This window comes from Variovorax sp. J2P1-31 (assembly GCF_030317215.1).
Lineage (GTDB): Bacteria > Pseudomonadota > Gammaproteobacteria > Burkholderiales > Burkholderiaceae_C > Variovorax.
The window spans coordinates 765,257-788,792 of the sequence record NZ_JASZYA010000002.1; the positions used below are offsets into that span (position 1 = coordinate 765,257).

Here is a 23,536-nt window from a genome sequence, read left to right on the forward strand (position 1 = left end):
GAGCCATGAAGGGTAATTCGTCGTTCGTGGGTCTCGGCAACTCGTCCTTCGCGAGTCTGACGCCGGCCCCCGCGACAGTGGACGAAGCCGAGCCGTGGGTGCGCGGCGAGCTCATCCGCAGCCTGATGCGCGCGGCCCGCGGTTCCTACCTGCTGGCGGCCGCGCTCATGCCGGCCATGATCGGCCTGAGCTGGGGCCACGTGCCGCAATGGCAGCTCTTCGTCTGGCTCGCGATCGGCATCGCCGCCACCGGCTGCCGCGTCTGGGGCGAGCGCCGCTACATGCGCGACTACGCCGACAAGGACTCGGTCTCGCAGCAGGAATTCGTCGACCGCTACCGCTGGCTGTGGGGCACCAGCGCCTTCGCCTGGGGCCTGTCGATCCTGATCTTCTTCGAGCGCACGCCGATCGTGAACCAGTTCATGAGCTGGCTCATCGTGGCCGGCGTGGCCACCTTCCCGCTCAACGGGCTGGCGCTCTACCCGCCGCTGCTGCGCCGCTACGTCAACGTGCTGTTCATCACGATGATGAGCGCGGTGGCCTTCCGCGTGGTCGAGATGAACTTCCAGCGGCCGCACTTCCACTACGGCTTCCTGCTGCTGCCGGTGCTGCACTGGTGGCTGCTGCTGCGGGCCGGGCGCCGCATCCACGAGACCGCGCGCAACAGCTTCGAGCTGCTGTTCCACAACCACATCCTGATCAATTCGCTGACCCAGCAGCGCCAGGCCGCGGTCTCGGCCGTGGCCATGAAGAACCGCTTCCTGGCCAGCGCCGCGCACGACATGCGCCAGCCGGTGCTGGCGCTCTCGCTGTACGCCGACTGGCTGCGCAACGAACCGGAGCTGGTGCAGGAGATCGCGCCGAAGATCGTGCGCGCGACCCATGCGGTGAACGCGCTCTTCGACTCGCTGTTCGACCTCGCGCGCATCGACTCGGGCCAGGTGCGGCTGCACATCGAGCGCGTCGACGTCGGGCAGCTGCTGCACGACCTGGAGCTGCAGTACCGCCCGGTGGCCGAGGCCAAGGGCCTGCGCTTCCGGGTGCATGTGAGCCGCGGCACGGTGCTGACCGACCCGATCCGGGTGCGCCGCATGATCGGCAACCTGCTGGCCAACGCCATCAAGTACACCAGCGAAGGCGGCATCCTGCTCGCGTCGCGCCAGACCCCCGACGGCCTGCGGGTCGAGGTGTGGGACACCGGTATCGGCATCGCGCGCGAGCACCTGCGCGACGTCTTTCTGGAGTTCTACAAGGTGGCCGACCACGCCGGCACCTCCGACGGCTTCGGCCTCGGCCTGGCCATCGTGGCCCGACTGTCCCACGCGCTGGGCCACCCCGTGAGCGTCCGCTCCCGCCTCGGCCGCGGCAGCGTGTTCCGCGTGGCCCTCAACGACGCCGACGAGTCCCAGGCCCAGACCCGGATCTCCGGCGCGGTCGGCTAAGAAGGCCGAATAGAAACAAAAATGCCCTCGACAGAGGGCATTTTCAGTTCCAGGGACACCGCAGAACCGGCTTCGCCGGGCTGCCGGTGTCGCCCCCGGAGGGGGAGGGCGAAGCGACACGCAGTGCGCGCCGCCTTCGGGGGAGAGCCAAGTGCACCGGCTCCGCCGGGCCGCCGGTGTCGCCCCCTCGAGGGGGAGGGCGGAAGCGACACGAAGTGCGCGCCCCGCCTTCGGGGGTGGGTCAAGACCCCGAAGTGGACAACAACCCATGGTTGCGCGCATGGTGCAGCGCCTGGGTCCGGCTCTTCACACCCAGGCGGCGGAACAGGCGCCACAGGTGCACCTTGACCGTGTGTTCGCTGATCTCCAGCTCGGCCGCGATGTCGCGGTTGCTCATGCCCTTGTCGAGCATCGCGATCAGCTGGGTCTGGCGCTTGGACAGCTTGCTGCTGGTGGAGGCGGCCAGCGACTCCTCGGCCTCGGCGTCGGCCATCAGCAGGCCGCGCAGCACCGCGGTCAGTTCGGCCGAGCTGGCCGACTTCTCGATGTAGGTGTCGGCGCCGGCCTCGATGCAGGCCTCTTCCATGTCGGCGGCCGGCGAGGCCGAGTACACGGCGATCGGCACGTCGGGGTAGATCTGCTTGACCGCGATCACGCCCGAGCAGCCGGTGGTGTCGGGCAGCTTCAGGTCCAGGCAGAACAGATCGGGCATGCCGTGCTGCTTGACCGCGTTGGTCAGCTTGTCGAGCCGTTCCAGCTCGACGATGTTCTCGGCGGGCCGGAGGCGGCGCAGCACCATCACGATGGCGTCGCGCATCAGGGGATGATCGTCGATGACGTAAATGCTCATGGTTTGCTTTCTTTGTGCACGCGCAGCCTAGGGTGGCGGTCTCTCGCGTTGATTCTTGGTTTAACCACCGCTGGCCAGTCGGGCCAGCACCTCCAATGCGTCCGTCGCCGCACGCAAGCCCGCATTGTCAACCGGTTCCAGCTGTTCGGCGAGTGCGGCCAGCGCGGCGCCGCGCTCGGCCTGCAGCGTGCCGATGGCCCGGCCGGCTTCCTGGGGAGAGGCGAAGGCGCGGCTCTGCAGCAGCAGCGTGCCGTCGGCGTCGAGCAGCTTGAAGTAGAAACGGCCGTCGCTCTCGCGGTACTGCTTGAAGCTGGGCTTGGCGGTCCTGGCGGCCTTCGGGGCGGTGGTCGTGGCCGGTGTCTCGAGCTTGCGCAGGCCCACCGCGTGGCGCAGCCGGCCGATGAAGGGGCGCGACAGCGCACGCGCCTTCTCGGCGCCGGCCAGCAGGATGCGCTCGATCTGCGCGGGGTCGTTGATCAGTTCCTCGTAGCGCGCGCGCAGCGGCGCGATCTCGCGGTCGATGCGCTCGAACACGGTCTGCTTGGCCTCGCTCCAGGCGATGCCGTCGGCGAAGGCGCGGCGCAGGGCCTCGGTCTCCTCGGCGTCGGCGAAGGCCTGGTAGATCTGGAACAGCGCCGAGCCCTCGGTGTCCTTGGGCTCGCCGGGCGCGCGCGAGTCGGTCACGATGCTGCCGATGAGCTTCTGCAGCTGGGCGCGCGGCGTGAACAGCGGGATCGTGTTGTCGTAGCTCTTGCTCATCTTGCGGCCGTCGAGGCCGGGCAGCGTGGCCACCGCCTCGTCGATGTCGGCCTCGGGCAGCGTGAAATGGTCGCCGTAGAGGTGGTTGAAGCGCTGCGCCATGTCGCGCGCCATCTCGATGTGCTGGACCTGGTCGCGGCCCACCGGCACCTTGTGGGCGTTGAACATCAGGATGTCCGCGCCCATCAGCACCGGGTACATGAACAGGCCGGCGCTCACGTCGGCGTCCGGGTCCTCGCCCTTGGCGGTGTTCTTGTCGACCGAGGCCTTGTAGGCATGGGCGCGGTTGAGCAGGCCCTTGCCGGTGACGCAGGTAAGGAACCAGCTGAGTTCGGGGATCTCGGGGATGTCCGACTGGCGGTAGAAGGTCACGCGCTCGGGGTCCAGGCCGCAGGCCAGCCAGGTGGCGGCGATCTCCAGCGTCGAGCGCTGGATGCGGGCCGGGTCGTCGACCTTGATCAGCGAGTGGTAGTCGGCCAGGAAGTAGAAGCTCTGCACGTCGGCCCGGCGGCTGAAGCGCACCGAGTGGCGCACCGAGCCCACGTAGTTGCCCAGGTGCGGCGTGCCGCTGGTCGTGATGCCGGTGAGGACGCGGAGGGTGGCGGAAGGAGCGGAGGAGGTGGTCATGACGGGAAACGAATCGGGCTTAGCGCAACAGCGCGGTGAGCGGCGAGATCAGCAGGCCGATGGCCTGCGAGCCGAAGGCCATGAGCGGCTGCAGCCACCAGGTGCTGACGATACCCGCCAGCACCAGCGCCATCACGATGAAGAAGCCGTAGGGCTCGATGCGGATCAGCAGGGTCTGGGCGCCGCCGCGCGGCAGCAGGCCGGCCAGCACGCGGCCGCCGTCGAGCGGCGGCAGCGGGAACAGGTTGAAGGCCCACATCACCAGGTTGACCAGCACGCCGCCCTGCGCCATCTTGAGGAAGAAGGTCTCGTCGATGCCCGCGGCCAGCAGGCCGACCAGCAGCAGCGCCCAGCCGATGGCCATCACAAAGTTGGAGGCCGGCCCGGCCAGCGCGACCCAGATCATGTCGCGCTTGGGGTTGCGCAGGTGGCCGAAGCGCACCGGCACCGGCTTGGCATAGCCGAACAGGAAGGCGCCCGAGGTCGCGAAATACAGCATCAGCGGCATCAGGATGGTGCCGACCGGGTCGATGTGCTTGAGCGGGTTGAGCGTCACGCGGCCGAGCACATAGGCCGTGTCGTCGCCGAAATGCCGGGCCGCATAGCCGTGGGCCGCTTCGTGCACGGTGATCGCGAAGACCACCGGCAAGGCATAGATCAGGACGGTTTGAACGAGATTGGAGATATCCACCGGGCGATTGTCTCAGACGCTCCCGACGCGCTGGCCGGCCCGGCCGTGCCTCACAGGCCCAGCACCGCCACCGGCCCCCGGCCCTGGCGCACCACCACCGGATCGTCGCCCGTGCCCATGGGCGTGAGGTCGACCACGGTGGTCGGTTCGGAGGCGCAGGCGCCGGCGTCGATCACCGCGCCGATCTGCTTCTCGAAGCGCTCGCGGATCTGCTGGGCGTCGTTCAGCGGCTCGGTCTCGCCCGGCGGGATCAGCGTGGTCGCGAGCAGCGGCGCGCCGTGCAGCGCGAGCAGCTCGCCCAGCACCTTGTGGTCGGGCACGCGCAGGCCGATGGTCTTGCGCTGCGGATGGCTCACCCGGCGCGGCACTTCCTTGGTCGCCTCGAGCAGGAAGGTGTAGGGCCCGGGCGTCGCGGCCTTGAGCAGCCGGTACTGCTTGTTGTCGACCTTGGCGTAGTTGGCCAGTTCGCTCAGGTCGCGGCACAGCAGCGTCAGGTGGTGCTTGTCGTCGACCTGGCGGATCCGGCGCAGCCGATCGACCGCGTCCTTGTCGTCCAGGTGGCAGGCCAGTGCGTAGCTGGAGTCGGTCGGCACCGCGATCACCTCGCCGCGCTCGAGCAGCGCCACGGCCTGCTTGAGCAGGCGTTGCTGTGGATTTTCGGGATGGACTTCGAAGAATTGCGCCATGGGGTCAGCCTTCCACTGGTTCGATCGGGACACGGCGCTCGCGCACCGTCAGCCAGGCGCCGGCCGCGCCGCAGATGGCGATCATGCCCATGCCGACCAGCGACACCGCGTCGGGCACCTGCGAGAACATGAGCCAGCCACCCAGCATCGCGAAGGCGATCTGGGCATAGAGATAGGGGGTGAGCGTGGAGGCCGGTGCGCGCTGGTAGGCCAGGATCAGCATGAAATGCCCGACCGTGCCGGTCAGCCCCATCAGGCCCAGCAGCGCCCACCAGTGCCACGAGGGCAGGGCCTGCCAGACGAAGGGCAGCGCCACCGACGCCAGCAGCGTGCCGACCCAGCCGGTGTAGAAGTGCATGGTCAGCGGGTTCTCGGTCTGCGCCAGCTTGCTGGTCAGCACCTGGAAGCAGGCGTTGCTCGCCACCAGCCCCAGCGGCAGCAGCACCGCCCAGTTGAAGGCGCCGCCGCCCGGGCGCAGGATCACCAGCGTGCCCAGGAAGCCGCCCGCCACCAGCGTCCAGCGCAGCACCGACACCTGCTCCTTGAGCACCGTGGCGGCCAGCAGCGTGACCGCCAGCGGCGCGATCAGCACGATGGAAGTGAACTCGGCCAGCGGCATGTAGCGCAGGCTGAAGAAGGCGAAGATGCTGGTCGTGAGCAGCAGTGCGCCGCGCAGCGCGTGGTACTTCGGGTGGCGGGTGCGCAGCAGCGCGGTGCCGTGGCGCGGCAGCAGCACCAGCGTGGTCGCCACCGCCTGGAAGGCGTAGCGGAACCAGACGCCCATCAGGATCGGCACCGCGGTGATCGAGATCTTGGTGGCGGTGTCCAGCGTGGCGAAACAGGCCACCGCGACCATCACCAGGCCGATGCCCGCGAGGATGCGCTCCGAGGCCAGGTCGCGGGTGGGGCGCGAGGGGGTGTGCGCCGCGGCGTCTTCCTGCGCGGCGCTCACTGAATGCGGTCTTCGAGCAGTTCCCAGACCGGGGTCAGCGTGCCGGGCAGCCAGGGCAGCTTGCCCAGGTCCATGTGGCTCTCGTCGGGGCTGTGGAAGTCGCTGCCGCGCGAGGCGGCAAAGCCGTATTCGATCGCCTTCTCGGCGTACTCGACGTATTCGGCCGGCGCATGGCTGCCGGTCACGACCTCGATCGCGCGGCCGCCGTGGGCCTGGAACTCGGTGAAGAGCGCATGCTCCTCGTTGGCCGTGAAGTTGTAACGGCCGGGGTGCGCGACCACCGCGATGCCGCCGGCCTCGGTGATCCAGCGCACCGCGTCCTTGAGCGTGGCCCAGCGGTGCGGCACGTAGCCGGGCTTGCCTTCGGTCAGGTACTTGCGGAACACCTCGGGCGTGTCCTTGCAGACGCCGCTCTCGACCAGGAAGCGCGCGAAATGCGTGCGCGAGATCAGTTCGGGGTTGCCCACGAAGCGCAGCGCGCCCTCGTAGGCGCCGAGGATGCCGACCTTGGCCAGCCCTTCGGACATCTCCTGCGCCCGGACGCCGCGCCCGCCGCGCGTGGCCTGCAGCCCGGCGCGCAGGCCGGCGTCGTCGGGGTCGAAGCCCAGGCCGACGATGTGCACGGTCTCGCCGGCGAAGGTCACCGAGATCTCGGCGCCGGTCAGGTATTTCATGCCGTGGGCCCGGGCCGCGGCGATGGCGCGGTGCTGGCCGCCGATCTCGTCGTGGTCGGTCAGGGCCCAGAGCTCGACGCCGTTGGCGGCCGCCCGTTCGGCCAGCGCTTCGGGCGTGAGCGTGCCGTCGGACACCACGGAGTGGCAGTGCAGGTCGGCGTTGAGGATGGAAGGCACGCCACGATTTTAGGCCTTCGTTTCAAAGGCCGCCGGGCACGCCCGCGACAACCCTGCGCGGCGCTCCGGCCGCGCGCCTCAGCCGTCCTTGCGGCGCAGCGCCAGCCAGGCCGCCACGACGGTGAAGCCGAGCACGATGGTCACCACGATCCAGAAGCCGTGCGGATGGTCGGCCAGCGGGATGCCGCCCACGTTCATGCCGAACAGGCCGGCCAGGATGTTGATCGGCAGCGCCAGCACGGTCACCACCGTCAGCACGAACAGGCTGCGGCCGTTGTCCTCGTTGACGCTGGCCGCGATCTCCTCCTGCAGCAGCTTGATGCGTTCCTGCAGCCCCTGCATGTCGCGCAGCACCACCGAGAACTCCTCGGTCGCGCCGCGCAGCTCCTGCACGTCGTCCTCGGCCATCCAGGCCGGCGGGTGCTGCAGCAGCCGGAACAGCGAGGCCGGCTCGGGCGCCAGCAGCCGCTGTAGCCGCACCAGCAGCCGGCGCAGCACGCCCAGGCGGGCGCGCTTGTGGTCGAGCCGGCCGCTGAGCAGTTCGTCCTCGACGCCGTCGATGCGGGTGGTCACGCCGCGCACGATGTCGACCAGCCCGTCGGCCTGGGTGCGCATCAGCTGTTCCAGCAGCGCCACGCTGGAGCGCGGCGACTGGCCGTTGCGCACCGCGGTGCGCAGCGCGTCCACCGTGCGCAGCGGCTGGGTGCGGGCCGTGACCACCAGCTGGGGGCCGACGCTGGCCCAGAGCGTGGCGATGTCCGAGGGCTCGAAGCCGAAGTCGAAGTGCACGTCGTTCACCACCGCGATCAGCGCGTCCTCGTCGCGCTCGATCCGGGTCGAATGGGTGCCGTCCTTGAGCGTCTCGTAGAAGGTGTCGCTCAGGCCGGCGTGGCGCAGCATCCAGCGCTCGGCCTGGGTGTGGTTCAGGTTGAAGTGCAGCCAGAGGAAGGCCGCCGGCGTTTTCTCGCCGGCCAGCCACTGCGCGGCCTCGGCCGCGTCGACCGCGCGCGCCGCGCCGCCGCCGTCCGGGCCGTCGAACAGGTAGGCGCAGATCAGGCCGGCGTCGTCGGGGGCGGAGGGCAGGGCGGCCGGGCCGGTGCCGGGCGTTGTCATGGTCAAGAGCGCATGTCGGACAAGGAGGAGAGGCCGATGCTTGCGCGCCAATGTGACAACGCCATGTCAGTGTCGGGAAAGTGTCATGTCGCCGTCACAACGGCTCGTCAGCATCCCTTCACCTCCTTCAGAGCCCACGCCATGTCCCTGCCTCCCCTCAACGCCCCGGCCCACCCCGACCACGAAGACCTGATGCGCCGCATCGCCCGCGACCTGGTCGACAGCTACGACGAGGAGCTGGAGCTCGAGATCGAGGACCGCAACGTCGACGAGGACGGCGCGCCCGTCGGCATCGACAAGGCGGCCCGCGCCGCCTATTTCCGCGAGCTGTTCCGCCTCCAGGGCGAGCTGGTCAAGCTGCAGGACTGGGTGCAGCACAGCAAGCAGAAGGTGGTGATCCTGTTCGAGGGTCGCGACGCGGCCGGCAAGGGCGGCGTGATCAAGCGCATCACCCAGCGGCTGAACCCGCGCGTGGCCCGGGTCGCCGCGCTGCCCGCGCCCAACGACCGCGAGCGCACCCAGTGGTATTTCCAGCGCTACGTGGCCCACCTGCCGGCCGCCGGCGAGATGGTGCTGTTCGACCGCAGCTGGTACAACCGCGCCGGCGTCGAGCATGTGATGGGCTTCTGCACCGACGACGAGTACGAGGAGTTCTTCCGCACCGTGCCCGACTTCGAGCGCATGCTGGTGCGCTCGGGCATCACGCTGATCAAGTACTGGTTCTCGATCACCGACGACGAGCAGCACCTGCGCTTCCTGGGCCGCATCCACGACCCGCTCAAGCAATGGAAGCTGAGCCCGATGGACCTGGAAAGCCGCCGCCGCTGGGAGGAATACACCAAGGCCAAGGAAACGATGCTGGAACGCACCCACATCCCCGAGGCACCCTGGTGGGTGGTGCAGGCGGTCGACAAGAAGAAGGCGCGGCTGAACTGCATCGCCCACCTGCTCGACCAGCTGCCCTACCGCGAGGTGCTGCATGCACCGGTCGATCTGCCGGCCCGCGTGCGCAACCCCGACTACCTGCGCCAGCCGGTGCCGGCGTCCATGTACGTGCCCGAGCGCTACTGAGCCGGAACAGGGTAGACGACCCGGCGCGCGTGGAAGCTGCTACCGTGCGCCCATGGCCCGACGCTCCACCTCCTCTGCGCTGACGCGTGCCTACACCCGCAACCTGAAGGCGCTCACCCAGGCCACGCTGGGCACGGGCAAGAAGATGGCGGCCCGGCTGCAGCACGCCGCCGAGCAGCAGAACAAGCCGCCGCCCGGCCCCGGCGACTGGCTCGCGGGCCTGGCGGTGGGCCCGGCCGGCGCGCGGCGCTACCACCTCTACCGGCCGCCCGGCCTGCAGCTCGCGCCCGGCGAGAAGATCCCGCTGCTGGTCATGCTGCACGGCTGCGGCCAGACCGGCCGCGACTTCGCCGCCAGCACCCGCATGAACCGGCTCGCCACGCGCGAACGCTTCCTGGTGCTCTACCCCGAGCAGGACCGCATGGCGAACCCGCAGGGCTGCTGGAACTGGTACGACACCCGCTCGGGCAAGGCCCGGGCCGAAGCCGTGACCCTGATGGCCGCGGTCGACCAGGTCTGCCTGTTCCATCCGGTGGACCGCGAGCGCATCGCCGTCGCGGGCCTGTCGGCCGGTGCCAGCATGGCGGTGCTGATGGCCACGCATTTCCCGGCGCGCTTCAAGGCCGTCGCCATGCATTCGGGTGTGGCGCCGGGCGCGGCCCAGTCCTCGGCCACGGCGCTGGGCGCGATGCGCGGGCGCCGCACGCCGGTGGTGTCGGTCACGGCCGTGGGCAAGGCGCTCGGCGCGGCCGCGGTGGGCGCGCATCTGCCGCCGCTGCTGGTGCTGCACGGCGATGGCGACACGGTGGTGAGCGCGGGCAATGCCCATGCCACGGCCGCGGTGTGGGCCACGGCGACCGGTGCGACCTCGGGCGTCGAACGCACGCTGCAGCGCGGCCAGCGCCGCCCCATGCGCATCACCGACTACGCGCGCGACGGCCGCACGCTGGTGCGGCTGTGCGAGATCGCCGGCCTGGGCCACGCCTGGAGCGGCGGCCTGGCGAGCCAGGCCTTCAGCGACGCGAGCGGGCCCGATGCCTCGCGCCTGGTCTGGGCCTTCGTCTCGGCGCAGTTCCAGGGCGGGCGCGTCGACTGAGCCGGATCAGCGGCCCGCGGCCAGCGCGCGCTCGATGGCGGCGCCCACGGCCAGCAGCTCGCGGTCGCGCCCGCGCCGGCCGACGACCATCAGGCCCACCGGCAGCCCGCCCGCCACCGGCAGCGGCAGCGACAGCGCCGGCAGGTCGTAGAAGTTGAAGACCGAGGGGTTGCGCAGCAACAGGCCGTTGATCTTCATGAAGGCCTCTTCGGTCTGCACGTCGGTGATGCGCGGCGCGAGCACCGGCACCGTCGGCAGCACCAGCACGTCGAGGTCGGCCAGGCGCGCGTCGAGCCGCGGCAGCAGCGCGGCGCGGGCCTGCTGCAGGCCCACGTAGCTGGCCGCGTCGATGCCCTGGCCCTTGCGGATGCGCGAGAGCACGATCGGGTCGTAGGCCTCGGCCTGTGCCGCCACCGTGGCCTGGTGGATCCAGGCGGCTTCGGCGGCGATCAGGGTGCCGCGTTCCTGCAGGCGGAAGGGTTCGCCCAGCAGGTCGTCGAGCGCTTCGTCGCGCACCTGCGCGCCCGCCTGCGAGAGTGCGCCCAGCGCCTGCTCGAAGGCCGTCAGCACCTCGTCCTGCGCCTGCGTGAAGAGCAGGCCGCGCGGCACGCCCACGCGCAGGCCGCGCGTGCTGCGGGCTTCGAGCGGCGTCGCGTCCTGGCCGGCGAGCACCGCGTCGGCCGCGGCGGCGTCGGCCACGCTGTGGCACAGCGGCCCGACGGTGTCGAGCGTGTACGACAGGGGGTAGGCACCTTCGCGGCTCACCCGTGCCTGCGTCGGCTTGAAGCCGACCAGGCCGTTCAGCGCCGACGGAATGCGCACCGAGCCGCCGGTGTCCGAGCCGATGGCGAATTCGACGAGGCCGCGCCCGGCCGACACCCCGGCGCCCGAGGACGAGCCGCCCGGGATGCGCGTCACGTCGTGCGCATTGCCCGGCGTGCCGTAGTGCGGGTTGATGCCCACGCCCGAGAAGGCGAACTCCGTCATGTTGGTCTTGCCGACGATGACCGCGCCCGCGGCGCGCAGCCGGCGCACGACCGACGCATCCTGGGCGGCCGGTGCCGCCTCACGCCGCACGACGGAGCCGGCGGTGGTGGCTTCGCCCGCCACGTCGAACAGGTCCTTGATGGACACCAGCCGGCCGTCCAGCGGGCCGAGCGTGCGGCCCGCGCGCTGGCGGGCGTCGGCGGCCCGCGCCGCGTCGCGCGCCTCGTCGGCATAGAGGCGCGTGAAGATGCGCGTGCCTTCGTCGCCCAGGCGGGCGATCTCGGCCAGGGCGGCCTCCAGTTTCAGGGTCGATGTGGCGTCGGTCATGGGGCGGGTCTCTGGAAAGGAGTGGCGAAGGCGTCAGGCGATTTCCGGCAGGATCTCGACGACGTAGCGATGATGCAGCGAGCGGCCCAGCCTGGGGTCGTGCAGTTCCATCTCGAAGACCTGCGCGGGGCGGATGCCGCCTTGCACGGCCACGGTGCCGCAGGTCATGCCGGTGCCGGCGGGCAGCGTCGACGCGCCGGCGGTGTAGCCCGCGATCAGGTCGGGCGGCGTGCGCAGCGTGGCGAGCGGGCCTTCCTGGTAGGCCACGCGCTGGCCGTTCTCTTCGATGGTCGAGCGGATGATCAGTTCGTCCCAGTGATCCGCCACCTCGGCATAGCGCCAGGCAGCGGTCGCCACCGGCTTGATGCAGAGCTGCTTGGAGAGCGCGACGCTGTGCGACTCGAGCTTGCGGTCGGTGTGGTCCGACGCGATGCTGACCATCAGCTCGCCGTCGACATCGAACACGAAGGCCTCGACCTCGCCCGAGGAATGCGGGCCCACGGCCTGCACGTGCTCGGCCTGCGTCAGCTGGTTGTCGGCGATGCGGTAGTAGAGCGGCACGGCGCTGGGGCGCGGCACGCCGATGGCGGCCAGCTCTTCGATGTGGTGCTCGATGGCGGCGTGGTCGCGGCCGGCCCAGCCCGCCACCACCACGTTGGAGATGTCGACGGTGGCGGTGCGTGCGCCGTTCTTCGCTTCGATGCGGAATTCAAGTTTCATGGGGATCTTCGGGAGAGGGGAAGGGCGCCGGCCGCCGCGGATGCGGCGCTCGACCGGCGCAATGGAAAGTGCGGCGAGGCGATCAGCCGAACAGCTGCGGCAGCCACAGGGCCAGGCCCGGGAACGCCGCCAGCAGGATCAGCATCAGGAACATCGCGAACACGAAGGGCAGGGAGCCGACGATGACCGCCGTCATGGAGCCGGACTTGCGCAGGCTCTGCACGACGAAGAGGTTCAGGCCCACCGGCGGCGTGATCAGCGCGGCCTCGACCAGCACGATGATCACGATGCCCAGCCAGATCGGGTCGTAGCCCAGCGCGATCATGATGGGCGCGACGATCGGGATCGTCGTGATCATCATCGACAGCGTCTCCATGAAGCAGCCGAGCACCAGGTAGAACACCACCACCACCAGCAGCATCCAGCCCGGCGACAGGCCCAGGCCCTGGATCGAGCTGGTCAGCGCGGTGGTCAGGCCGGTGGCCGACATCACGAAGTTCAGGAAGCTGGCGGCGATGACGATCAGCATGATCATCGCGGTCGAGCGCATCGTGCCTTCGATCGACTCGCGCAGCATGGACCAGGTCAGCTTGCCGTAGCAGGCGGCCAGGATGAAGGCTCCCAGCACGCCCAGCGCCGCGGCTTCGGTCGGCGTCGCCAGGCCGGCGTAGATCGAACCCACCACCAGCAGGAAGATGCCCATCGGCGGTGCCAGGTGCACCAGGCTCGCGAGGCGCTGGCCCCAGCTGGCGTGGATCTTCTTGCCGCCCCACGACGGCTTGATCACGCAGGCCACGATGATCATCAGCATGAACAGCGCCGCCATCGCGAAGCCGGGGATGATGCCGGCCAGGTACAGCTTGGGCACCGACGAGTTGGTCAGCACGCCGTAGATCACCAGGTTGATCGAGGGCGGGATCAGGATGCCCAGCGTGCCGCCGGCGGCCAGGCTGCCGAGGAACAGCGGCTCGTTGTAGCCATAGCGCTTGATCTGCGGGATGGCCACCGTGCCGACCGTCGCCGCCGTGGCGACGCTGGAGCCCGAGGTGGCCGAGAACAGCGTGGACGCGCCGATGTTGGCGTGCATCAGGCCGCCCGGCAGCCACGAGAGCCACAGGCTCATCGCGCCGTACATGCGTTCGGCGAAGCCGGCCCGCAGCAGCACCTCGCCGAGCATGATGAACAGCGGGATCGCCACCATCAGGAACTCGTTGTTGGCGCTCCAGGACAGCTCGCCCAGCGCGCGCGACAGCGGCAGCATGGAGTACAGCGGATCGAGGACGAGGCCGAGGACGCCGAGCGCGGCGCCCACGGGGATGCTGATGCCGATGAGCACCAGCAGCAGGACGAGAGCGGTCGCGATCATGCCGATGCCTCCCGGACCAGACGCTCGCCGGTGGCGGCTTCCTCGTCGGCCTCTTCCTGCGCGGAGCGCACGCCGCACAGCGCCTTGACGCGTGCGATGTCACCCGTGACGAGTGCCAGCGAGGCGCGCAGCAGCATCACGGCGAGCACGATGCACATCCAGCCGAGCCCGAGCAGCCACAGGCCCTGCGGGATCCACAGCGGCGTGGCGAGCGTGGTGTTGGCGGTCGACTTCTGGGCCCACGAGGTGCCGACCACGTCGTAGGCATACCAGGTCAGGAAGGCCATGAACACGCCCAGCGCCACCAGCGACACCCAGTCGAGCACCGCCGACAGGCGCGTGGGCAGCAGCGCATAGAGCACGTCGACGCGCACGTTGGCGCGCTGCAGCGTGGCGAAGGCCAGCGCCCACGACGTGCTGATGGCGAAGGCGTAGCTCGACAGCTCGTCCGCCCCGCCGGTGGTGAAGCCCAGGAACTTGCGCGCCAGCACGTCGAAGGAAATGAGCAGCACGCTGCCGATGGTCAGCGCGCCGCCGACCCAGACGGCGCCCAGCGACAGCGCTTCGGCGCTGCGCAGGATGCGCCCCAGGCCCGCGAAGCGGTCGGCCTGCAATGAGGAATCTACGCCTTGCATGCTCGGCTTACTTCCGTGCGGTCAGGCCCACGACCTTGCCGATCGTGTCGTTGAAGCTCGTCACGCAGGCGGCCGAGCAGCGGGCGGCCCACTTCGGCAGCACGCTCTCGTCGAGCACCTTCTTCAGCAGCACCTTGTCGGCCGCGCTCGGCGTCACCAGGGTCATCTTGCCCTTGACCGGCAGCGTGCAGGCAGCGGCGCCGGTGTTGCAGTCGTAGCCCTGCTGGGTCTGTTCGGCGGCGGCCTTCCAGATGTCGTCGGTCAACTTCCTGACGTTGGTCTCGAGGAAGGCGCGGACTTCGGGCTTGAGGTTGTTCCAGGTCTTCTTGTTGACCGCGTGGACCTGCTGGTTCCAGTTGATCGGCAGCGCGACCAGGTGGGTCGACACCTCGTACCATTTGGCCGAGTAGCCCGACAGCGAACCGGTGATGGCGCAATCGACCACCTTGTTCTGCAGCGCCGGCACCACTTCGCCGAAGGCCATGGTGACGCCCGTGCCGCCCAGGGCCTCGACGAACTCGGCCTGCGTGCGGCTGCTGGTGCGGACCTTCTTGCCCTTCAGGTCGGCCAGGCCGGCGATGGGCGCATTGCAGAACAGCACCTGCGCGGGGTAGGTCGAGAAGCCCAGCACCTTGGCGTTGGAGCCCTCGTCGTAGAACTTGGCGTAGACCGGCGCGAAGGCATTGGTCACCTCGCGCGCGGTCTTGACGTCGGGCGCCAGGCCGGCGAGGTCGATGGCTTCGTTGATGGGGTTGTCGCTGGCGAAGTACGACAGCGTGGCGGTGCCGAATTCGATCACGCCCTGCGACATCAGGCGCATGAGTTCGGGGCCCTTCAAGCCCATCTCGTTGAAGCCCTTGATGTCCGCCGTGACCTGGCCCTTCGACAGCTCGGGGATGGTCTTGAGCCAGAACGGCTTTTCGTAGTCGTTGTAGGCGCTGAGGTTGCTCAGGCCGCCGACGATCTTCAGCGAGGTCTTGGGCAGTTCCTGCGCCTGGGCGGCGCCGAAGCCGGTGGCCGCGGCCAGCAGCAGGGAGAGGGCGAATCGCTTCTTCATTTCAAAGACTCCTGGGTGGGAAAGCAAAAGGGAAAGGACGGGAAAAGAGGGCCGGCGGACGGGTCATGACCAGTCCGCCAGTTCACGGGGGAAGGAGAGCAGGCATTCGGCGCGGTCTTCGTGGAGCAGCACCATCTCGCCGAGGGCCGCGCCGCCGAGGCCGGGCACGAAAAGGTTCGGATGCAGTTCGAGCAGCATGCCGGCGCGGGCCGGCGGTGCCGGGGCCGCCGCCGGCGTCGCGGCGCCGAACCACTGCGGAAAGGCCCGGGTCGCGTGCGCCTCTTCGTAGGAATGGCCCAGCCCGTGCCCGTAGCGGAAATGCGTGCTGCCGCCGTCGCCGATCGGCAGCCTTGCCTGCATGGCGGCCTCGACCGCGTCGAGTGGCGTGCCGCAGCGCAGGGCGTCGAGTCCGGCCGCCATCGCCGCCGAGGTGCGTGCATGCAGGCGCGCCAGTTCCGGCCCCGGCACGCCCCGGTGTCCCATGCGGATGCCGTGGCCCCAGTGGCCGTCGACCGTCAGCATGATGCCGAACAGCACCTGGTCGCCGGCTTGCGGGACGCGCAGGCACTCTTCCTTCCAGTAGCGCGGATAGTCGGCCTGCGGCATGGCGGTCAGCCAGGTGCGGCAGTAGTCGGCGCCGTGTTCGAGCGCCAACTGCGACAGCGCGAGCTGGATGCGCCAGGCCGGCAGGCCGCGCCGCAGCGCCGGGCCCAGGGCCTCGAACAGGCGATCGCACAACGTGGCCGCCTCGCGGTGCGCCGCTTCCTGTGCGCCGTCCAGCACGCTGCGGGCCGTGTCCAGCCAGCCGTCGAGGGGCCGGAGCGTGCAGGCCGCGAGTTCGGCTTGCAGCGGCGCCCAGGCGGCCCGCGGCATGTCGTCGAAGCCGACCGTCGCCACGCCTTGCGCAGCGCCCAGCAGCGCCGGCAGGCGCGCGCCCCAGGTGGCGGGCGCGGCGTCGATCACCACGAACTCGGGGTGCTGCTGCCGGGCCAGCGGCACCAGAAAGGGGCTTCCGACCAGAAGCGTGCACGCCGATGCGGTGCACACCAGCAGCGACATGGCCTCGTGCCCGTCCCATTGCGTGAGGTAGCGCAGGGCGCCATGGGAGCGCGTGCCCGCGCCCAGGCTGCTGCCGTGTCCGAACACCAGCACGCCCTGCAGGCCCTCCCGCGCCGCCTGCGCCAGCAGGGCCTGGCGCCGTGCGGCGCAAGGGACGGCGAAGCGGCTGAGGGAAGGCGAGCGGGATGTCATGGGCGGCGGAAACGGTTCGAGGGCAGGAGCGTGACTTTAATGTTACTGTGAAATTTCACATCAGTATTAACGTGATACCAAGCGAATTTCATGCCAATATCTGAGCTGCGCTACAGTTCCTCCTTTTGCCCCGGAAGTCCCGTGTCCGTCACCTCGCGTCCCCGCAAGCCCCGCCCCCCGGCCGCCGTGCCCGTGGCGGATGTCTCCCAGAACGAGCAGGCCTACGTGCTGCTCAAGGAGCGCTTGACGACGCTGGTCTACAAGCCCGGCGACTACCTCAACACCGCGGCGCTGATGGACGGGCTGGGGCTCGGCCGCACGCCGATCAACCACGCGCTGCACCGGCTGTCCACCGAGGGGCTGGTGCAGATCATTCCGCGCAAGGGCGTGATGGTGTCGCCGCTGTCGATCGACGAGGCGCTGGACCTGATCGACGTGCGCCAGGTCAACGAAGCCCTGTGCGTGCAGCTGGCAGCGGTGCGCATGACGGCCGCCGAACTCGCCGGGATCCGCGCGATGGCCGATCGCTTCGATGCCGCCGTGGCCCAGCGCGACATGACGCGCATCATGAATTGCGACCGCCTGTTCCACGAGGCGGTGGCGGCCGCCTCGCGCAACCAGGTGCTGATCGAGATCCTCAAGGTGCTGCACGCGCGCTCGCAGCGCTTCTGGGCCATCTCGCTGTCGGCCGAAGGCCATCTGGCCGAGGTCAGCGCCGAGCACCAGGACATCATCGCCGGCCTCGCGCAGGGCAGCGCCGAGGCCGCGACGCGGGCGGTGCAGTCGCACATCGAATCCTTCAGGCGCTCGCTGCTGCAGCGCCGCTGAGCCCCTTCCGAATCTTCCCCGGACCCCCTTGCCATGACTTCTTCGACCCCGAGCGCCGGGCAGCGTTTCGACAGCGCGGCGGCCGCGCGCCAGGCCATCCGCCGCGGCGAGTGGACGACCCACACCAGCGGGCTGGCGCCGGCCCACGTGCAGGGCAATGTCGTGATCCTGCCGGCGGCGCAGGCGGCCGACTTCCTGCGCTTCTGCCAGGCCAACCCGAAGCCTTGCCCCTTGCTGGCGGTGTCCGATGTGGGCGTGCCGCTGCTGCCGACCCTGGGGCACGACCTCGACATCCGCACCGATGTGCCGGCCTACCGCGTCTACCGCGACGGCGTGCTGGCCGAGGACGGCATCCCCGACATCCGCGCCCTGTGGCGCGACGACCTGGTGAGCTTCGTGCTCGGCTGTTCCTTCTCCTTCGAGCATGGCCTCATGGAGGCGGGCATCCCCTTGCGGCACGTCCAGCAGGGCCGCAACGTGGCGATGTACAAGACCCACATCGCCACCGTGCCCGCCGGCGCCTTCCATGGGCCGATGGTGGTGTCGATGCGGCCGATGAAGGCCGCGGATGCGATCAAGGCGGTGCTCGTGACGGCGCGCACGCCGCGCGTGCACGGCGCGCCGGTGCACATCGGCGACCCGGCCCTCATCGGCATCGCGGACCTGGGCGCGCCCGACTTCGGCGACGCCGTCGAGGTGATGGACGACGAACTGCCCGTGTTCTGGGCCTGCGGCGTGACGCCGCAGGCGATCGTGATGGCCGCCAGGCCGGCCTTCTGCATCACGCATGCGCCGGGCCACATGCTGATCACCGACCTGCGCAACAGCGAACTGCCCTTCGCCTGAACGGCGAACGCGGCGCCGCCGGCCCGCGTGTACGCCACCCGGCGTATTTCCCCCTTCTCCCGCGACGAAGAGACTTGCTCCCAGTGCCGACCCTCATGCCGAGGGCGGCAAGGGTTCCCAAGTCCAACTCCGAGGAGAAGTCACCATGCAACGCCGTTTCACCCTCCAGGCGCTCACCGCCGCCGTCGCGCTGGCCAGCCTCTCCGCTGTGCCCGCTTTCGCCGCCGACACCATCAAGGTCGGCGTGCTGCACTCGCTGTCGGGCACGATGGCGATCTCCGAAACCGTGTTGAAGGACACGGTGCTGATGGCCATCGAGGACATCAACAAGAAGGGCGGCGTGATGGGCAAGCAGCTCGAGCCCGTGATCGTCGACCCGGCCTCCAACTGGCCCCTGTTCGCCGAGAAGACCAAGCAGCTGCTGGGCCAGGACAAGGTCTCGGTGATCTTCGGCTGCTGGACTTCGGTGTCGCGCAAGTCGGTGCTGCCGGTGGTCGAGGAAATGAACGGCCTGCTGTTCTACCCCGTGCAGTACGAGGGTGAGGAGCTGTCGAAGAACGTGTTCTACACCGGCGCCGCGCCCAACCAGCAGGCCATTCCGGCGGTCGACTACCTGATGAGCAAGGAAGGCGGCGGCGCCAAGCGCTGGGTGCTGCTGGGCACCGACTACGTCTACCCCCGCACCACCAACAAGATCCTGCGCGCCTACCTCAAGAGCAAGGGCGTGAAGGACAGCGACATCGACGAGAAGTACACCCCCTTCGGCCACAGCGACTACCAGACCATCGTCGCCGACATCAAGAAGTTCTCGGCCGGCGGCAAGACGGCCGTGGTGTCGACCATCAACGGCGACTCCAACGTGCCCTTCTACAAGGAACTGGGCAACGCCGGCCTCAAGGCCAAGGACGTGCCGGTGGTCGCCTTCTCGGTCGGCGAGGAAGAGCTGCGCGGCGTCGACACCAAGCCGCTGGTGGGCCACCTGGCCGCATGGAACTACTTCATGTCGATCAAGAACCCGACCAACACCGCCTTCATCAAGCAGTGGAGCGACTACGCCAAGGCCAAGAAGATCCCGGGCCACATGGACAAGCCGCTGACCAACGATCCGATGGAAGCCACCTGGATCGGCATCCACATGTGGAAGCAGGCGGTGGAGAAGGCCAAGTCCACCGACACCGACAAGGTGATCGCCGCCATGGCGGGCCAGACCTTCAACGCACCCTCGGGCATCGTCTCGAAGATGGACGAGAAGAACCACCACCTGCACAAGAGCGTGTTCATCGGCGAGATCAAGGCCGACGGCCAGTTCAACGTGGTGTGGAAGACGCCGGGCCCGGTCAAGGCCAAGCCATGGAGCCCGTACATCGAAGGCAACGACAAAAAGCCGGACCAGCCTGCCGGCAAGTCGATGTAAGTGCGTATCTCCCTCCCCCGCCGGGGGAGGGCAGGGGTGAGGGCTGACGGCGGTCGATTCGAGCACTGCGCTTGTCCAGGCGCCGCGTGCCCCCACCCCAACCCTCCCCCCGGAAGGGGAGGGAGCCAACCCAACTTCCAGTCTCATGATGCTTCGACGAACCCTCCACAGCGCCTTCGCCGCCATGCTCTTCATGGCATCGGCCGCCCACGCGCTGACCGCCGACGAAGCCCGGGCCATCGCCTCCGGCGACACCGAGGCCCGGATCGCCGCGCTCGACAAGGCCGTGCTCACGGCCGACGAGAAGACGGCCGCCTTCATCCAGGCCATGGCCGACGACGCGGTCAAGTTCACCGAGGACAAGGTCTTCGTGATGAAAGACGACAAGGGCTACGACCCCGTGACCGGCGCAGAGCTCAAGGTGCCCGACACCGCCGAGGACGTGGTCAACAACAACATGATGCGCGGCGCCTTCGACGCCGCGCAGGCCGTGCTGCAACTCGGCAGCAAGGACGACAAGGTGCGCGCCGAAGCCGCGCAGGGCCTGCTCAAGGAGCCCAGCGAATCGCGGCTGCCGGCGGTCGAGAAGGCGCTCGCCGCCGAAACCAACCCCGCCATCAAGGCGCAGCTCGAGCTGGTGCGCGCGGCCTCCACGCTCAACAGCGCCGATCCGGCTCGGCGCATCGCCGCGGCCCAGGCCCTGGCCGAACGCAAGAGCCCCGACACCAAGCTGCTGCTCAACCAGCGCCTGGCCGACGAGACCGACGCGGGCGTGAAGAGCGCCATCGCCGCCTCCATCGCCAGCATCGACGGCGCGCTGGTCTGGGGCGACCGCATCAATGCGGTGTTCAGCGGCATCAGCCTGGGCTCGGTGCTGCTGCTGGCCGCGCTGGGCCTGGCCATCACCTACGGGCTGATGGGCGTGATCAACATGGCGCACGGCGAGCTGATGATGATCGGTGCCTACGCCACCTACGTGATGCAGGGCCTGTTCCAGAAGTACCTGCCCGAGTCGGCCTTCGGCTTCTATCTGGTGGCGGCGATCCCGGTCTCGTTCCTGGTGTCGGCGCTGGTCGGCGCGGTGCTCGAGCGCGGCGTGATCCGCTTCCTCTACGGCCGGCCGCTCGAGACCCTGCTCGCCACCTGGGGCATCAGCCTGATGCTGCAGCAGCTGGTGCGCACGCTGTTCGGCGCGCAGAACGTGGGCGTCGAGAACCCCGCCTGGATGAGCGGCGGCTTCAACATGCTGAGCAACGTGACCCTGCCCTGGAACCGCATCTGCATCGTGATCTTCGCGGGCCTGGTGCTGCTGGCCATGGGCTGGCTCATCGGCCGCACGCGGCTCGGCCTGTTCGTGCGCGGCGTCACGCAGAACCGGCCGATCGCCTCGTGCATGGGCGTGAACACCGCGCGCATCGACACCTACGCCTTCGCGCTGGGCTCGGGCATCGCGGGCCTGGCGGGCTGCGCGCTGAGCCAGATCGGCAACGTCGGCCCCGACCTGGGCCAGAGCTACATCGTCGACTCCTTCATGGTGGTGGTGATGGGCGGCGTGGGCCAGCTCGCCGGCACGGTGTACGCGGCCATGGGCCTGGGCATCCTCAACAAGTTCATCGAAGGCTGGGCCGGCGCGGTGCTCGCGAAGATCGCGGTGCTGGTCTTCATCATCATCTTCATTCAGAAACGTCCTCAAGGCATCTTCGCCATGAAGGGCCGGAGCGCCGAGGCATGAGCAAGATCACTCTTCCCACCAAAGGCCCGCTGCTGAGCCGCAAGGGCTGGACGGCCTTCTTCGTCGCGCTGATCGTGGTGTGCGCGCTCGCGCCGCTGCTCAACCTCGTGGTGCCGCGCGAGAGCGCCTTCTACATGAGCGACTACGCGGTCGCGCTGCTCGGCAAGATCATGTGCTATGCCATCTGCGCGCTGGCCATGGACCTGATCTGGGGCTACACCGGCATCCTGTCGCTGGGCCACGGCATGTTCTTCGCGCTGGGCGGCTACATGATGGGCATGTACCTGATGCGCCAGATCGGCACCGACGGCAACTACAAGAGCGATCTGCCCGACTTCATGGTCTTCCTCGACTGGAAGACGCTGCCCTGGCACTGGACCTTCTCGGGCAGCTTCGTGATGACGCTGATCCTGATCGTCGCGGTGCCCGGCCTGATCGCCTTCGTGTTCGGCTTCTTCGCCTTCCGCTCGCGCATCAAGGGCGTGTACTTCTCGATCATCACGCAGGCCATGACCTTCGCCGCGATGCTGCTGTTCTTCCGCAACGAGACCGGCTTCGGCGGCAACAACGGGTTCACCGACTTCAAGCGCATCCTCGACATCCCGATCGCCACGCAGGGCATGCGCATGACGCTGTTCGTGCTCACCGGCCTGACGCTGCTGGGCTTCTTCCTGTTCAGCCAGTGGCTGGTCCGCAGCAAGTTCGGCCGCGTGCTGCAGGCGATTCGCGATGCCGAGACGCGCGTGATGTTCTCGGGCTACAACCCGCTGCCCTACAAGCTCACGATCTGGGTCATCTCGGCCATCATGTGCGGCGTGGCGGGCGCGCTCTACGTGCCGCAGGTGGGCATCATCAACCCGGGCGAGATGAGCGCGGCCAACTCGATCGAGATCGCGGTCTGGGCCGCGGTCGGCGGCCGCGCCACGCTGATCGGGCCGATCCTCGGCGCCTTCATCGTCAACGGCGCGAAGAGCTGGCTCACGGTGGCCTATCCCGAGTACTGGCTCTACTTCCTCGGCGCGCTGTTCATCGCCGTCACGCTGTTCCTGCCCAACGGCATCGTGGGCCTGGTGCGCAAGTGGCGCGCGAAGGAAAAATCCCCCAGCGACGGCCGGCTCGAGGCGCAGCGCGCGCTGGCCGCGTCCGAAGGCGTCGAGCCCGCGGCCCTGCCTTCACCCACTGTCGCCACCCCCGAAGGAGCCCGCGCATGACCCCCGACCTGATGGAAGCGGGCGCGCAGCGCATCGCCAAGGTCCATGGCCCGGCGCCGGGCCAGACCGAATCGGGCGGCCGCGCGGCGGACTTCGGCCGCCATGCGACGCCGGGCGAGGTCGACCTCACGCACGGCCGCATCCTGTACCTCGAAGACGTGTGCGTGAGCTTCGACGGCTTCAAGGCGATCAACAAGCTGAGCCTGGACATCGCGCCGGGCGAGCTGCGCTGCATCATCGGCCCCAACGGCGCGGGCAAGACCACGATGATGGACATCATCACCGGCAAGACCCGGCCCGACTCGGGCACGGTGTTTTTCGGCAGCACCATCGACCTGCTGCGTCACAAGGAAGCCGACATCGCGCAACTGGGCATCGGCCGCAAGTTCCAGAAGCCGACGGTGTTCGAGCAGCTCACGGTGTTCGAGAACCTCGAACTCGCCTTGAAGACGAACAAGGGCGTGCGGCAGTCGATGCGGTTCCGGCTCGATTCGGCCCAGAGCGATCGGCTGGCCGAGGTGCTGGAGACCATCCACCTCGCGGACAGCGTGTCGCGCATGGCGGGGAACCTGAGCCACGGACAGAAGCAGTGGCTGGAGATCGGCATGCTGCTGATGCAGGACCCGAAGCTGCTGCTGCTCGACGAGCCGGTGGCGGGGATGACCGACGAGGAGACGGCGCGGACCGCGGAGCTGTTCCTCACCTTGAAGGGCAAGCACTCGCTGATGGTGGTGGAGCACGACATGAGCTTCATCCGGACGATTTCGGAGATCGTGACGGTGTTGTGCGATGGGTCTGTGCTGGCGCAGGGGACTTTGGATGAGGTGCAGGGGGATGAGCGGGTGATCGAGGTTTATCTTGGTCGTTGATATGTCGATGGTTGCTTTGCGCGTGATCGAAGGCAGGGGCCGGGACTCGCCCCGGCGGGCGACTCACTTTTCTTTGCTTCGCCAAAGAAAAGTAAGCAAAAGAAAGGCGACCCCACCGTCTGCGACCCTTCCGCTTCGCTCCAGGGCACCCTGCG

At 69.0% G+C, this 23,536-nt stretch carries 22 protein-coding genes; 9 read left to right on the forward strand and 13 right to left on the reverse strand.

What is annotated here, in order from left to right; all coding sequences use genetic code 11:
* Positions 1–5 precede the first annotated feature (5 nt).
* Positions 6–1,442, forward strand: coding sequence for a surface-behavior sensor histidine kinase ShkS (gene shkS / locus QTI20_RS14765; RefSeq protein WP_183029271.1), 1,437 nt, complete (start codon positions 6–8; stop codon positions 1,440–1,442).
* A 241-nt stretch (positions 1,443–1,683) separates the two neighbouring features.
* Here shkS and QTI20_RS14770 read toward each other — a convergent pair whose 3' ends face one another.
* The 7 genes from QTI20_RS14770 to QTI20_RS14800 all read right to left on the reverse strand — a co-directional run bounded on the left by QTI20_RS14770 (position 1,684) and on the right by QTI20_RS14800 (position 7,971).
* Complete coding sequence (locus QTI20_RS14770) at positions 1,684–2,292, reverse strand: response regulator transcription factor (RefSeq protein WP_286551937.1); 609 nt, start codon at positions 2,290–2,292, stop codon at positions 1,684–1,686.
* Positions 2,293–2,352: 60 nt separating this feature from the next.
* Entirely contained in the window at positions 2,353–3,678 is a 1,326-nt protein-coding gene (locus QTI20_RS14775; protein WP_286551939.1) for a tryptophan--tRNA ligase, read from the reverse strand.
* A 19-nt stretch (positions 3,679–3,697) separates the two neighbouring features.
* Entirely contained in the window at positions 3,698–4,369 is a 672-nt protein-coding gene (locus QTI20_RS14780; protein WP_286551941.1) for a site-2 protease family protein, read from the reverse strand.
* 50 nt (positions 4,370–4,419) lie between these two features.
* Entirely contained in the window at positions 4,420–5,055 is a 636-nt protein-coding gene (locus tag QTI20_RS14785; protein WP_183029275.1) for an L-threonylcarbamoyladenylate synthase, read from the reverse strand.
* Between the two features lie 4 nt (positions 5,056–5,059).
* The gene (locus tag QTI20_RS14790; protein ID WP_503011402.1) at positions 5,060–6,007 is read right to left on the reverse strand and encodes a DMT family transporter; all 948 of its coding nucleotides are present in this window, start codon (positions 6,005–6,007) and stop codon (positions 5,060–5,062) included.
* Positions 6,004–6,858 (reverse strand): 3',5'-nucleoside bisphosphate phosphatase, encoded by an 855-nt coding sequence (locus QTI20_RS14795; protein WP_286551945.1) that lies wholly within the window; start codon positions 6,856–6,858, stop codon positions 6,004–6,006. Before QTI20_RS14795 ends, QTI20_RS14790 begins: the two co-directional genes overlap by 4 nt.
* Positions 6,859–6,936: 78 nt before the next feature.
* Positions 6,937–7,971, reverse strand: coding sequence for a transporter (locus QTI20_RS14800; RefSeq protein ID WP_286551947.1), 1,035 nt, complete (start codon positions 7,969–7,971; stop codon positions 6,937–6,939).
* Between the two features lie 141 nt (positions 7,972–8,112).
* On the opposite strand from QTI20_RS14800, the gene ppk2 reads away from it, so the two are divergent.
* Together ppk2 and QTI20_RS14810 are read left to right on the forward strand one after the other, a co-directional pair.
* Positions 8,113–9,042 (forward strand): polyphosphate kinase 2, encoded by a 930-nt coding sequence (ppk2, locus tag QTI20_RS14805; RefSeq protein WP_286551949.1) that lies wholly within the window; start codon positions 8,113–8,115, stop codon positions 9,040–9,042.
* 52 nt (positions 9,043–9,094) lie between these two features.
* Positions 9,095–10,138, forward strand: a complete 1,044-nt coding sequence (locus QTI20_RS14810) for an extracellular catalytic domain type 1 short-chain-length polyhydroxyalkanoate depolymerase (RefSeq protein ID WP_286551951.1) — start codon at positions 9,095–9,097, stop codon at positions 10,136–10,138.
* A gap of 6 nt (positions 10,139–10,144) precedes the next feature.
* Here the strand turns inward: QTI20_RS14810 and QTI20_RS14815 are convergent, their stop codons facing one another.
* The 6 genes from QTI20_RS14815 to QTI20_RS14840 form a co-directional block, all read right to left on the reverse strand.
* Positions 10,145–11,452, reverse strand: a complete 1,308-nt coding sequence (locus tag QTI20_RS14815) for an amidase (protein WP_286551953.1) — start codon at positions 11,450–11,452, stop codon at positions 10,145–10,147.
* Between the two features lie 33 nt (positions 11,453–11,485).
* Positions 11,486–12,172 carry a DUF2848 domain-containing protein gene (locus tag QTI20_RS14820; RefSeq protein WP_286551955.1) on the reverse strand — a complete coding sequence of 229 codons (687 nt, stop codon included), beginning with the start codon at positions 12,170–12,172 and terminating at the stop codon, positions 11,486–11,488.
* A gap of 82 nt (positions 12,173–12,254) precedes the next feature.
* The gene (locus QTI20_RS14825; RefSeq protein WP_286551958.1) at positions 12,255–13,538 is read right to left on the reverse strand and encodes a TRAP transporter large permease; all 1,284 of its coding nucleotides are present in this window, start codon (positions 13,536–13,538) and stop codon (positions 12,255–12,257) included.
* Positions 13,535–14,173, reverse strand: coding sequence for a TRAP transporter small permease subunit (locus QTI20_RS14830; protein ID WP_286551960.1), 639 nt, complete (start codon positions 14,171–14,173; stop codon positions 13,535–13,537). The genes QTI20_RS14825 and QTI20_RS14830 overlap by 4 nt, the downstream gene beginning before the upstream one ends.
* Positions 14,174–14,180: 7 nt before the next feature.
* On the reverse strand, positions 14,181–15,230 hold the full coding sequence (locus QTI20_RS14835; RefSeq protein WP_286551962.1) for a TRAP transporter substrate-binding protein: 1,050 nt from the start codon (positions 15,228–15,230) through the stop codon (positions 14,181–14,183).
* 63 nt (positions 15,231–15,293) lie between these two features.
* Positions 15,294–16,481: a M24 family metallopeptidase gene (locus QTI20_RS14840; RefSeq protein WP_286551964.1), complete on the reverse strand. Its 1,188-nt coding sequence runs from the start codon at positions 16,479–16,481 to the stop codon at positions 15,294–15,296.
* A gap of 192 nt (positions 16,482–16,673) precedes the next feature.
* On the opposite strand from QTI20_RS14840, the gene QTI20_RS14845 reads away from it, so the two are divergent.
* The 6 genes from QTI20_RS14845 to urtD all read left to right on the forward strand — a co-directional run bounded on the left by QTI20_RS14845 (position 16,674) and on the right by urtD (position 23,381).
* Positions 16,674–17,309 (forward strand): GntR family transcriptional regulator, encoded by a 636-nt coding sequence (locus QTI20_RS14845; protein WP_286551967.1) that lies wholly within the window; start codon positions 16,674–16,676, stop codon positions 17,307–17,309.
* Positions 17,310–17,342: 33 nt separating this feature from the next.
* Positions 17,343–18,155, forward strand: a complete 813-nt coding sequence (locus QTI20_RS14850; protein ID WP_286551970.1) for a putative hydro-lyase — start codon at positions 17,343–17,345, stop codon at positions 18,153–18,155.
* Positions 18,156–18,300: 145 nt separating this feature from the next.
* A complete protein-coding gene (gene urtA / locus QTI20_RS14855; protein ID WP_286551972.1) occupies positions 18,301–19,569 on the forward strand; it encodes an urea ABC transporter substrate-binding protein in 1,269 nt (422 codons plus the stop codon).
* Positions 19,570–19,753: 184 nt separating this feature from the next.
* Positions 19,754–21,301 (forward strand): urea ABC transporter permease subunit UrtB, encoded by a 1,548-nt coding sequence (urtB, locus tag QTI20_RS14860; RefSeq protein WP_286553425.1) that lies wholly within the window; start codon positions 19,754–19,756, stop codon positions 21,299–21,301.
* Positions 21,298–22,512 carry an urea ABC transporter permease subunit UrtC gene (urtC, locus tag QTI20_RS14865; RefSeq protein WP_286551974.1) on the forward strand — a complete coding sequence of 405 codons (1,215 nt, stop codon included), beginning with the start codon at positions 21,298–21,300 and terminating at the stop codon, positions 22,510–22,512. Before urtB ends, urtC begins: the two co-directional genes overlap by 4 nt.
* Positions 22,509–23,381, forward strand: a complete 873-nt coding sequence (gene urtD, locus QTI20_RS14870) for an urea ABC transporter ATP-binding protein UrtD (protein WP_286551975.1) — start codon at positions 22,509–22,511, stop codon at positions 23,379–23,381. Before urtC ends, urtD begins: the two co-directional genes overlap by 4 nt.
* Positions 23,382–23,536: the final 155 nt, after the last annotated feature.

Coding starts and splice junctions, on each gene's coding strand:
- urtD (WP_286551975.1), top strand. CDS start 22,509: ATGACCCCCGACCTGATGGAAGCGGGCGCGCAGCGCATCGCCAAGGTC.
- QTI20_RS14830 (WP_286551960.1), bottom strand. CDS start 14,173: ATGCAAGGCGTAGATTCCTCATTGCAGGCCGACCGCTTCGCGGGCCTG.
- QTI20_RS14775 (WP_286551939.1), bottom strand. CDS start 3,678: ATGACCACCTCCTCCGCTCCTTCCGCCACCCTCCGCGTCCTCACCGGC.
- QTI20_RS14850 (WP_286551970.1), top strand. CDS start 17,343: ATGACTTCTTCGACCCCGAGCGCCGGGCAGCGTTTCGACAGCGCGGCG.
- QTI20_RS14825 (WP_286551958.1), bottom strand. CDS start 13,538: ATGATCGCGACCGCTCTCGTCCTGCTGCTGGTGCTCATCGGCATCAGC.
- shkS (WP_183029271.1), top strand. CDS start 6: ATGAAGGGTAATTCGTCGTTCGTGGGTCTCGGCAACTCGTCCTTCGCG.
- ppk2 (WP_286551949.1), top strand. CDS start 8,113: ATGTCCCTGCCTCCCCTCAACGCCCCGGCCCACCCCGACCACGAAGAC.
- QTI20_RS14815 (WP_286551953.1), bottom strand. CDS start 11,452: ATGACCGACGCCACATCGACCCTGAAACTGGAGGCCGCCCTGGCCGAG.
- urtB (WP_286553425.1), top strand. CDS start 19,754: ATGCTCTTCATGGCATCGGCCGCCCACGCGCTGACCGCCGACGAAGCC.
- QTI20_RS14820 (WP_286551955.1), bottom strand. CDS start 12,172: ATGAAACTTGAATTCCGCATCGAAGCGAAGAACGGCGCACGCACCGCC.
- QTI20_RS14840 (WP_286551964.1), bottom strand. CDS start 16,481: ATGACATCCCGCTCGCCTTCCCTCAGCCGCTTCGCCGTCCCTTGCGCC.
- urtC (WP_286551974.1), top strand. CDS start 21,298: ATGAGCAAGATCACTCTTCCCACCAAAGGCCCGCTGCTGAGCCGCAAG.
- QTI20_RS14810 (WP_286551951.1), top strand. CDS start 9,095: ATGGCCCGACGCTCCACCTCCTCTGCGCTGACGCGTGCCTACACCCGC.
- QTI20_RS14835 (WP_286551962.1), bottom strand. CDS start 15,230: ATGAAGAAGCGATTCGCCCTCTCCCTGCTGCTGGCCGCGGCCACCGGC.
- QTI20_RS14800 (WP_286551947.1), bottom strand. CDS start 7,971: ATGACAACGCCCGGCACCGGCCCGGCCGCCCTGCCCTCCGCCCCCGAC.
- QTI20_RS14770 (WP_286551937.1), bottom strand. CDS start 2,292: ATGAGCATTTACGTCATCGACGATCATCCCCTGATGCGCGACGCCATC.
- QTI20_RS14785 (WP_183029275.1), bottom strand. CDS start 5,055: ATGGCGCAATTCTTCGAAGTCCATCCCGAAAATCCACAGCAACGCCTG.
- urtA (WP_286551972.1), top strand. CDS start 18,301: ATGCAACGCCGTTTCACCCTCCAGGCGCTCACCGCCGCCGTCGCGCTG.